Below are 10,704 nucleotides of genomic sequence, written 5' to 3'. Positions count from 1 at the left end.
GGGGACGCGATGACAGCCTGGTTGCTCAAACACAAGATCTTGCTCTCGAACCTCGCCCTGGTGCTCGTGATGTTCGTCGGCGTCGGCTATCTCAGTCTCGGTGTGCTGGGATGGCGGCCGCTCGACGACCACTACAAACTGACCATCGAGTTCGCGAATTCCGGTGGTGTGCAAGACACATCGGATGTCACCTTGCGTGGCGCCCCGATCGGTACGGTCGAGCAGATCCGCACCACCCCGACCGCGGTCGAGGTGACCGTCGTGATCGACTCCGAGTACAAGATCAGCAAGGATTCGCACATAGCGGCGCTCGGGTTGTCCGCGGTGGGTGAGCAGTACGTCGACTTTCAGCCGAGCACCGGTGAGGGCCCGTACTTCTCGAACGGCGACACGGTGTCGATGACGCAGACGTCGTCGACGGTGGCGTTTCCGAAGTTGCTCGAGTCGTCTCTCGACGTGGTTCGGCAGATCGATCCGGAGAAACTCGGCATCACCATCGACGAGCTCGACATCGCGCTCGACAGCAGTGGCAAGAATCAGTTGCGCGCGTTGTTCAATGCCGGCGGCGTGATCTTCACCGACCTCTACCGGGTGCTCCCGGAGACGGTCAAGTTGATCCAGAACACCGGCACGATCCTGGAGACGACAGCTGACGTCCAGCCTGATCTGGGAACCCTCACCGGTGGCGTGTCCGGCTTGATCGATGCGCTTGTCGCCTCTGATCAGGAGCTGCGCACGTTCCTCGGTCAGGCGCCGGCACAGCTGACAACCCTGAGTGGATCGCTGAATCAGCTGACCGATCCGCTGACCGGTGTGCTGACCCAGTTCCTCGACATCGCGGAACAGGGAGCGCTGCGGGCGCCGGCACTGGTGAATTTGTTCCCGGCGATCCGCGACGGTTCGATCACGGCGCAGTCGATGTTCCATGACGGTGCCTGGTGGGCCTACGGTTCGATCTATCCACGTCCGTATTGCGAGTATCCGGTGTTGCCGGAACCGCCGACCGAGATCCTGGAGTCCTCGGTTCCGGTCAACCTGTACTGCGTGACGGAGGACGAGACACAGCAGATTCGCGGGGCTGCCAACGCCCCACGTCCGCCCGGCGATGACACCGCCGGGCCACCCCCGAACTTCGATCCGAATGCACGTACCGCCCCGCTGGGCTGAGGTGCGAGAGCAGCACGCTCCGCCGTCCGATGATTGTGATGAGGTAGAAACGCCGTATGGCCGAGAACGACAATCCCGAATCCGAAGGTGTGCCCGCCGAGTGCGTTTCGACGGCAAAGAAGCCGAGCGGTAAGGCGCGACGCAAATCGGCTGCGCCAGTCATCGATGCGTCGGCCGCCGACGCATCGGCCGCGGCAGCTCCGGTTCCGGGACGGGTCGAGAGTGACTCGAACACGAGGAGCGGCAAGCAGATCATCATCAGCGTCGCCGGCGTCGGCAAGGCGCTCGCGGGCGTGGTGGTCATCGCACTGATCGGCGCCGTGATCTTCTTCGGCGTGAACTGGAAGTCGGATCGGGCCGAACTCGACGCGGCCGCGGATGCGAAGGCCGCCTCCGACTACTTCGTCACCCAATTGCTCGATTCGATGAACACCACGACGGCCGGTGAGTACGTCAACCGGATGTCGCCGCTGACCACCGGTGCCTTCCGGGACAACCTGCTCAACGAGCGGGAGAAGACGCAGACCGACATCGCGTCGATGCAACTCCAGATCACACCGGAGATCTGGTCGTCGGGTGTGGTGTCCAATACCAAGGACTCGGCCACCACCCTGGTGGTCGCGGAGATCACCGGAACCAGCAGTGTTGCGACCAGCCCGGTGACCAACTTGGGGATGTTCGAGCTGACCCTGGAGAAGCACGACGGCAAATGGCTGGTCTCCCAGATGGATCCGGGTCCGTCGAGCTCCGGTGCAGATCCGGCCGCTCCCGCTCCCGCCCCCACCACAGAGCCTGCACCCGCACCCGCACCCGGCGGCTGACAGGGAGTCGGTGTCGAGCCCGCTGCCTCCGTCGACCGGTCAGTCGCGGATGCGTTCGAGTATCGCCACCGACTCACCGAATCGTGCCGCTGCCACGGTACCGGTCATATCGCTTCCGGTCAGCAGGTCTCGCCAGGTGCCGGGCGGGAGCTCCAATGTTGTTTGTTCCCATCGGTCCTGATCCAGACGCGCGGTCAGTCGGCACCCGGTCACGATCACCGAGATACCGGCTCCGGGTTGTCCGCGTCCGAAGGCGATGACATGGTCGGCCGCGGGGCCGTCGGCCGAGAGCGGGTGGTAGTCGCCGGTGACGAACACCTCTGGACGTCGGCGGCGGAGCGCCGCAGCGGTTCGCACGATCGCGACCTTGCGATGATCGACGGACCGGGTGTAGTCGATCTGGCGGCGATTGTCCGGGTCGACCAGTGAATCGTCGAACCATTCGGTGCCCTGATAGACGTCTGGGAAACCCGGGACGAGCATGCCGAGCGCCTTCTGCAGCAGCGCGTCGGACTCGACATGGGACCGCACCTCGCGGAGCAGGTCGGTCAGGTCCTCTGAGCAGGGTCCGTCGAAGACGTTGTCGATCCACGTATGGACTGCCGCTTCGAAGGCGGTGTCGACGTCGGTCCAGGTGGTGCCGACCGCCCCTTCCCGGATCGCTTTCGTGGCGTAGTCGTGGAACCGGCCCCGCAGGTCGCCGGTGATGACGCCATCCGCCGGCCAGACGCCGAACAGGTTCTGCCGCAGGAACAATCCGGTGACACCGCCGGGCGCGGGGTTGCGGGCCTGTGATCGATCCACCAGCCGGGCCCAACGCTCGGGGACCTGGGACAGGACACCGATGCGGGCTCGCACATCTTCGCTGCGTTTGGTGTCGTGGGTGGACAGGGTCGTCATGGCCCGGGGCCAGGCGCCGGCTCGTTCGATGTTGATGCGGTGGAAGTCGTCGAGAGAGTCGGTGAACGTACCCGGATCTCCGCCGACCTCCTGCAGACTCACCAGCCGGGCAGTTCGGTAGAAGAGGCAGTCTTCGACACTTTTCGCGGTCACCGCGCCGCAGACCTGCGCCAGGCGGGCCCGGGCCTCGGCATCGCCGGCGACGGCCTCGGCGATGAGGTCGAAGGCCGGACTCAGCGCGGGCAAGCGCTGCTTCTCCGCGGCCAGCACCGACTCCAGCGTGCCGGCGAGCACCGGATAGTCGCTGCGATACACGCCGAGGGAAGCGATGACCGCACCGATCGCGGAGTCCAGGTCGGCAGCCGATGGTGCGGCGCCATCGGTGGCGGACGCCAGCAGAGTGCGCCGCAGACGTGACCGTTCGGCGGGGAACGTGTCGGACAGGATCGACAATTTCAGGTGACGTTCGGTGGCCTCGAGCCACCGGTGATCGCCGCGGTCGCCGGCGTACCGCTGATGTAGATCACCCAGTGGCTCTTCGCCGTTCGGGTCGACGAGGAGGGCGCCGATGACACGCGCCATCTCGTATCCGGTTGTGCCGTCCACGGGGAGTGACGGATCGAGTGGCTCACCCCTGGCGAGGATCTTCTCGACGAGCAGGATGCGGTCCGGACCGATGTCCTCACGCAGGTTGCGTAGATACCCTTGCGGATCGGCCAGGCCATCGGGATGATCGACCCGGATACCGTCGATCAGGTCCTCGTCGACCAGCTGCCGGACCAGGGTGTGCGTCGCCGCGTAGACCGCCGGATCTTCCTGCCGCAGACCGGCGAGACCGTTCACCGAGAAGAACCGGCGGTACCCGATGACGCCGATGTTCCAGGGCGCCAGACGATACGACTGCCGTTTGTGCACCGCCGCAGCCGTGTCGCCCGGGGTGTGGGTGCCGGGCGCGAGGGGAAAACGGTGGTCGTAGAAGGCGAGTTCGGGCTGCGCTCCGGACGTGTCGATCTCCAGCGCGTCCAGGTCGTCGGGCGAACCCAGCACGGGCAGAGCGATTTTGCCGTCGGCGCCGTTTTCCGGTGACCAGTCGATGTCGAAGTAGCTCGCGTGGTCCGACGCCGCGCCCAACCGCAACACGTCCCACCACCAGGGATTCTGTCGCGGGTCTTCCACTCCGGTGTGGTTCGGCACGATGTCGATGATCAGTCCGATGCCACGGTCGGCAGCGGCGGCTCGTAGCGTCCGCAGTCCGTCGATGCCACCGAGGATGGGGGACACCGCCGGCGGCGGCACCCAGTCGTACCCGTGCTCGGAGCCCTCCTGGGCGGTCTGAATCGGCGACAGGTACAGGTGGCTGATACCCAGGGCGGCATAGTGATCGAGGTTGTCGACCGCGTCCGCGAACGTGAAACCGCTGTTCAGCTGGAGTCGGTACGTGGCACTGAGCGGCAAGATCATCGGCGACCTCCGGTGCGTTGTTGTGGGGTGATCAGCTCACCTTGCGCAGGATCAGCAGCGACCTGCCCGTGACCAACACCGGGGTTCCGGCCTTGGCGACGACGGCACTGTCACCGAGGGGATGTGCGGTGTCGAGTTCACCCGCCCATTCCTCGGCATAGAAGGTGGTCGGCAGGTGGAACGCGATCGGCTCGTAGTGCGCGTTGAAGCACAGCAAGAAGTCGTTGTCCTGGACCACCCGCCCGCGAATGTCCTTCTCGCCGATGGCCGATCCGTTCAGGAACACCGCCAGCGACTTGCCGAATCCGCTGTCCCAGTCCTCACCCGTCATCTCCTGACCCGACGGCGTCAGCCAGGCGATGTCGCGGGGTTCGTCGCCGGAGCGAACCGGCCTGCCGGCGAAGAACCGACGCCGCCGGAACACCGGGTGCGACTTGCGGAGGTTGATGACCCGGCTGGTGAACTCCAGGAGTTCGGAATTCTCCTCTGCCAGAGTCCAATCCATCCACGCGATCGGACTGTCCTGGCAGTAGACGTTGTTGTTGCCGTGTTGCGTCCTGCCGATCTCGTCACCGTGGGCGATCATCGGTGTGCCCTGGCTGAACATCAGGGTGGCCAGGACGTTGCGTTGCTGACGGGCCCGCAGGGTCTCGATCACGGGATCATCGGTGGGGCCTTCGACCCCACAGTTCCACGACCGGTTGTGACTCTCGCCGTCGCGATTGCCCTCGCCGTTTGCCTCGTTGTGTTTGTCGTTGTACGACACCAGATCCCGCAACGTGAATCCGTCGTGTGCGGTGACGAAGTTGATGCTCGCACTGGGCCGGCGGCCGGTGGCCTCGTAGAGGTCGGATGAACCGGTGAGCCGGGACGCGAACTCGCCCAGAGTGGCCGGTTCGCCCCGCCAGTAGTCGCGCACGGTGTCGCGGTATTTGCCGTTCCATTCGGTCCACAGGCCGGGGAAATTGCCCACCTGATAGCCGCCTTCGCCGACATCCCACGGCTCGGCGATCAATTTGACCTGGCTGACCACCGGATCCTGTTGCACGAGATCGAAAAACGCAGACAGACGATCCACGTCGTGCAGTTCCCGGGCCAGGGTGGAGGCGAGGTCGAAGCGGAATCCGTCGACATGCATTTCAAGGACCCAGTACCGCAGCGAATCCATGATCAGCTGCAGGGTGTGCGGGTGCCGGACGTTGAGACTGTTGCCGGTTCCGGTGTAATCCATGTAGGCCCAGGGTTCGTCGTCGACGATCCGGTAGTAGGCGGCGTTGTCGATGCCGCGGAAGGCGATGGTCGGTCCCATGTGATTGCCTTCTGCGGTGTGGTTGTAGACCACGTCGAGGATGACCTCGATACCGGCGTCGTGAAATGCCCGGACCATGGCCTTGAACTCGGGGACCGCGGCACCGGCCCGCTTGTTCGACGCGTAGTCGGCGTGGGGTGCCAGGAATCCGAAGCTGTTGTAACCCCAGTAGTTTCGCAGTCCCTGATCGAGCAGGGTCTGGTCCTGCAGGAACTGGTGCACCGGCATCAGTTCGATGGCGGTCACACCCAGGTTGGTCAGGTGGTCGATGATCGCCGGATGCGCCAGACCCGCATAGGTGCCGCGGAGCTGTTCCGGGACCTCGGGGTGGGTGGCCGTCATGCCTTTGACATGGGCCTCGTAGATCACCGTTTCGTAGTACGGGCGGTTGGGTGCCCGGTCGTGCTGCCAGTCGAAGAACGGGTTGATCACAACCGACGTCATGGTGTGCCCCAACGAATCCAGGCGTGGCGGTTCACCGAACAGCGGGTCCACCGGGTCGGATTCCGGCTTGTCCTCGGGTTCCGGTTCATCCGCGGAGTCGGCGTCGCTCTCGTCGTCGGGGGCGGCCGTCACCTCGACCTCGGCCTCGTCGTCGGTCAGCAGTTCGGCCACGGTGCCGGCGACGGGGACGTCGGTATCGGCTGCGGACTCGATGACGAATTCATCTGTTGCCGAGGCGGTTTCGACCGAGATCTGTTCCTCGTCCTCGGATTGGTCTGTATCCGGCTCGGGCGCTGGGGGATCGAGGGCGATCGGATACGAGTACAGGGAGGCGTCGCCGTCGAAGTCACCGTGAAACGATTTGCCGTAGGGATCGACCAGCAGTTTCGACGGATCACACCGCAGGCCCTGGCGGGGGTCGTAGGGACCGTGGATACGGTAGCCGTACCGCTGCCCTGGGGAGATCGTGGGCAGATAGGCGTGCCAGACGTAGCCATCGACCTCTTCGAGTTCAATGCGTGTTTCTGTGCCGTCTTTGCTGATCAGGCAGAGCTCGACCTTGGTCGCGACTTCGGAGAACAGCGAGAAATTGGTCCCCGTGCCGTCGAACGTGGCACCGAGCGGGTAGGCCATACCCGGCCAGACCATCAGGTCTTCGATCTCCTCGTGCAAGGCCGCACCACCGTTGACCGGTGCGGCGGCTGCCGGTGTGTCCGATTGCGGTGTACTCGCGTCGGTGGGCACCGCGCTGCGGCTGTCATCCGTGAGCGCACCACCGTCAGGCGTCGTCATCTGCACCCTCGATTGTTCATGTCCACGACCCTACTGGGACGGGGGCCGGTGGGCATTCGGAGCGGAGTCCATCACAGGAGTCGCAATGTGCTGGTTACGTCCAGGGGAGCGCGGCCTGCATCTGACGCTGCAGTTCCGGGATCAGACTGCGGATGAATGTCGCGCTGAGATGGTGCCAGTCCTTGTAGACGATGATGTTTCCCACAACGGCCGGGCACATCGTCGGGTCGCAGATCCCGTCGGAGACGTCGATCGGATGTACGTTCGGGAACTCTTGCACGATGCCGAGCGTCGGATCGGTGGGTTCCAGCGCCCACTCGCGCGTGGTGCTGCATTCCTCATTGGAGCTCTTCGACAGGCAGTCCGGGGTGTTGATGGCACCCGAGCCGTTGTGCGGCCACGGGCTGTCGCGCATCCCGAGCACGGGGATACCGGCCTGCGCGAACTGGGCGAAGATCGGCAGGTAGTCGTCGGGGACCCAGTCGCCCGGTTCGTTGTCGCGGGGCCGGGTCGTGTTGGTGAACACCGCATCGGGTTTGTCGGCGATGATCATGGGCATCACCATGTCCACCCACTCGCGGCACTGCGGGTAGGGAACTCCGGACTGTTTGGGTTCTGCTTCGGCGGTCAGCGGGCAGCCCATCTTCAGATAGGTCCGCACCTTGAAGTGGTTCTGCTTGCCGAGGATGTCGAGTGCGGTGATCCACATCTCCGCGTGGGAGCCGCCGGCCAACGCAATCGTCTTGGTGGCCAACAGATCGCCGTACTCGCCGATGTGGACGTCGCCGTCCTCGAAGTCGCTGATGTGGCCGTTGAACGAGGTGGCAGGCAAATCCATGACGACGGCCAGCGGTGTGGGCTGCGGGTCCACATGCGGCACCGGGACACCGTCGAGGAACGCCCGGGCGCCGGGGTAGACGCGGGGATCGAGATTGGTGGTGTCGACCCTCATATGCGTGGCGTGGTACTCCCAGGCCTTGAAACCACCCGTCATCACGATGGCACCGACGAGCAGGAGGCTGCCGACCACCGTCGAGTAGTTGAGGAGGCGGGCTCGCCACGGGCTGACGGCCGCGGCGTGGGTCGGCGCGTGGTGCCTGGTCGGGGTGCCCTTGTGCGGTGGATTGTCCTTGTGGATGGACACCGAACGCGGTGCCCGCAGCGGTTCTTCGATGTACCGCTTCGTCAGCCACGCCAACGCGATCGAGACCGTGATCAGGACGGTGCCCTCGACGATGGACGTGTGGTTCTTGTCGGCCCAGGTCAAGTAGAAGATGAGCAGCGGCCAGTGCCACAGGTACAGGGCGTAGGAGATCGATCCCAGCCAGACCATCTGACGACTGGCGAGGGCATTGTTGACGGCCGGCCGCTCCACGGTGGACCCGACCTGGTGCGCGGTACCACCGGCCCAGATGATCGCCACGGTGGAGAGCACCGGGACCAGGGCCCACGGCCCCGGGTACTCCTCGACACCGACGATCCACCAGCCGCAGGTGATGATCAGGGTGAGTGCGGCGACGGCCACCAGGTTGCGAATCGCGTTGGGCACGCGCCACTTCGGCATCCACACGGCCAACAGCCCGCCGGCCAGCGGCTCCCACGCCCGCGAGATGGTGTCGTAGTAGTTGAACTGCTGGTTCACGCCCATCCGCATGTGCGCCCAGTAGAACGACACCGCGGCGACACCGAGGATCGCCCCACCCACGAGGATCCGGATCACCGTCGGGTCGGCCAGCTTCTTGAATCCGGCCTGCACGAGCAGCTTGATGGCTCCGGCGAAGGCGAGCGCCGTGAGCATGGTGACCACGAAGAACTGACCCTGCACCGACATCGACCACAGGTGCTGCAACGGGCTGTTGGCCGAACTCGCGGCGGTGTAGTCCTGAGAATTGAAGGCCAGGAACCAGTTCTGGTAGTAGAACAGGCTGGCGATGACCTCGCGTCCGGTGGCCAGCCACCGGGTTTGCGGGAAGATCAGCAGGGTCCCGAGGCTGATGACGATCAGGATCGCCACAAGCGCGGGCAGCAGCCGCCGGGCCAGGCGCGTCAGACGCTTGACCGGGTTGACGGTCGTCCACAGGGTGGCGCGGTCGCCCTGACTGACGATCGTGTGCCGGAGCAATGACCCCACAAAGAAATAGCCCGACAGCGTCAAGAAGACATCGACGCCACCGGAGACCCGGCCGAACCAGATGTGAAAGCAGGCCACCAGGACGATCGCAAGTCCGCGGAGTCCGTCGAGGTCGGTGCGATAGGTGGGCACCGAGTCGGCAGGAACAGACGCGTTCCGCTTGTCAACAGTGGGCGTGGCAGTCAATGTTCTGGTGTCTCGTTTGCTCGGAGGGTCTGCTGCGCAATCGTCTCATCGCAGCAATCGGTGGGCAGTCCAGCCACGTAATGTACCTGCCTCGGCTGGGAATCCCCGGGTCTGATCCGCTGTGAGCCGCCACTAGTGTGGATCCGTGCCCATGTTTTCCGACACATCGAATCGACCGGCCGCGCGCTCCGCAGCGGAGATCAGCAAGCTCGATTCCGAGTTGATCTGGCACCCGTACGGCACGATGCCGCATCCCGATCCGGTCCCTCGCGTGGTGCGCTCCGCCGAGGGGGTCCGGCTGACGTTTGCCGACGGCACCACCGTCGTCGATGGGATGAGCTCGTGGTGGGCGGCCATCCACGGTTACCGCAATCCGGTGCTCGACGACGCGGCGCGGACGCAACTCGACTCGATGGCCCACGTCATGTTCGGTGGGCTGACCCACGAGCCCGCGGTCCGATTGGCCGAATTGCTGGTCGACATCACGCCGGCGCCACTGCGCACCGTGTTCTTCTCCGATTCGGGGTCGGTATCGGTCGAGGTCGCGGTGAAGATGGCGCTGCAGTACTGGCGGGCGCTCGGTGAGACCGGCCGAAACCGGCTCCTGACCTGGCGCGGCGGATATCACGGCGACACGTTCACCCCCATGAGTGTCTGCGATCCCGAAGGGGGCATGCATTCGCTGTGGACTGATGTCATGACCCGGCAGGTCTTTGCGCCGGCCCCGCCCGTCGACTTCGAATTCGACTATGTCGGCGAGTTCGAAGAGCTGGTCAGCGCACATCGGGATGAACTGGCCGCGGTGATCGTGGAGCCCGTGGTGCAGGGTGCCGGGGGAATGCGGTTCCACGATTCCCGCTACCTGACCGAGCTACGCCGAATCTGCGATGAGCAGGGTGTCCTGCTGATCTTCGACGAGATCGCCACCGGGTTCGGTCGCACCGGCGAGCTGTTCGCGGCCGATCACGCGGGTGTCTCGCCCGACATCATGTGCGTCGGGAAAGCGCTGACCGGCGGCTACCTGTCGATGGCGGCAACGCTGTGCACCCGCGAGATCGCCGACACCATCTCCGGCTCGGCCGTCGGCGTTCTCGCGCACGGCCCCACGTTCATGGCGAATCCACTGGCGTCGGCGGTGGCGGTCGCATCGACCGAGCTGTTGCTCGAGTCGCCGTGGCGGCAGCGGGTCACACGCATCTCGGAGTCGCTGACCAAAGGACTGGCACCGCTGGCCGCCCTCCCGGGGGTGCGCGAGGTGCGGGTGCGCGGCGCCATCGGCGTGGTTCAACTCGACAATCCGGTCGACATGGCCGCGTCCACGGACGCGGCGGTGGACGCCGGCGTCTGGCTACGGCCGTTCCGCGACCTCGTCTATACGATGCCTCCCTATATCTGTTCCGAAACGGACATCGACATCCTGGTCGGTGGGGTGAGCGCGGCCGTTCGCGCCTCGGTGGCGGATGGCGCCACGCCTACCGGACTATGAGAGGCTT

6 protein-coding genes are annotated in these 10,704 nt (G+C 65.1%); 3 read left to right on the top strand and 3 right to left on the bottom strand.

Going from position 1 to position 10,704, the window contains the following annotated elements; translation table 11 throughout:
• Positions 1–9: 9 nt before the first annotated feature.
• Together VIQ49_RS17815 and VIQ49_RS17810 are read left to right on the top strand one after the other, a co-directional pair.
• Positions 10–1,167, top strand: a complete 1,158-nt coding sequence (locus VIQ49_RS17815) for an MlaD family protein (RefSeq protein ID WP_331886966.1) — start codon at positions 10–12, stop codon at positions 1,165–1,167.
• A 56-nt stretch (positions 1,168–1,223) separates the two neighbouring features.
• Complete coding sequence (locus tag VIQ49_RS17810) at positions 1,224–1,988, top strand: hypothetical protein (protein WP_331886962.1); 765 nt, start codon at positions 1,224–1,226, stop codon at positions 1,986–1,988.
• A gap of 39 nt (positions 1,989–2,027) precedes the next feature.
• Here VIQ49_RS17810 and treY read toward each other — a convergent pair whose 3' ends face one another.
• The 3 genes from treY to VIQ49_RS17795 all read right to left on the bottom strand — a co-directional run bounded on the left by treY (position 2,028) and on the right by VIQ49_RS17795 (position 9,211).
• Positions 2,028–4,349 carry a malto-oligosyltrehalose synthase gene (gene treY / locus VIQ49_RS17805; protein ID WP_331886960.1) on the bottom strand — a complete coding sequence of 774 codons (2,322 nt, stop codon included), beginning with the start codon at positions 4,347–4,349 and terminating at the stop codon, positions 2,028–2,030.
• Positions 4,350–4,380: 31 nt separating this feature from the next.
• Complete coding sequence (glgX, locus tag VIQ49_RS17800) at positions 4,381–6,750, bottom strand: glycogen debranching protein GlgX (RefSeq protein ID WP_331887076.1); 2,370 nt, start codon at positions 6,748–6,750, stop codon at positions 4,381–4,383.
• A 238-nt stretch (positions 6,751–6,988) separates the two neighbouring features.
• Positions 6,989–9,211, bottom strand: a complete 2,223-nt coding sequence (locus VIQ49_RS17795) for an acyltransferase family protein (protein WP_331886958.1) — start codon at positions 9,209–9,211, stop codon at positions 6,989–6,991.
• Positions 9,212–9,362: 151 nt separating this feature from the next.
• Between VIQ49_RS17795 and VIQ49_RS17790 the strand changes: the two genes are divergently transcribed.
• On the top strand, positions 9,363–10,697 hold the full coding sequence (locus tag VIQ49_RS17790) for an adenosylmethionine--8-amino-7-oxononanoate transaminase (RefSeq protein ID WP_331886956.1): 1,335 nt from the start codon (positions 9,363–9,365) through the stop codon (positions 10,695–10,697).
• Positions 10,698–10,704: the final 7 nt, after the last annotated feature.

It is taken from the genome of Williamsia sp. (assembly GCF_036566845.1).
Classification (GTDB): Bacteria; Actinomycetota; Actinomycetes; order Mycobacteriales; family Mycobacteriaceae; genus Williamsia.
The sequence above is the reverse complement of the archived record's forward strand: the minus strand, read 5'-3'. Positions and strand labels throughout refer to the sequence as shown.

What these genes read in the sequence shown, in the direction of transcription:
- VIQ49_RS17815 (WP_331886966.1), top strand. Translation starts at nt 10, where the DNA reads ATGACAGCCTGGTTGCTCAAACACAAGATCTTGCTCTCGAACCTCGCC.
- VIQ49_RS17810 (WP_331886962.1), top strand. Translation starts at nt 1,224, where the DNA reads ATGGCCGAGAACGACAATCCCGAATCCGAAGGTGTGCCCGCCGAGTGC.
- treY (WP_331886960.1), bottom strand. Translation starts at nt 4,349, where the DNA reads ATGATCTTGCCGCTCAGTGCCACGTACCGACTCCAGCTGAACAGCGGT.
- glgX (WP_331887076.1), bottom strand. Translation starts at nt 6,750, where the DNA reads ATGGTCTGGCCGGGTATGGCCTACCCGCTCGGTGCCACGTTCGACGGC.
- VIQ49_RS17790 (WP_331886956.1), top strand. Translation starts at nt 9,363, where the DNA reads ATGTTTTCCGACACATCGAATCGACCGGCCGCGCGCTCCGCAGCGGAG.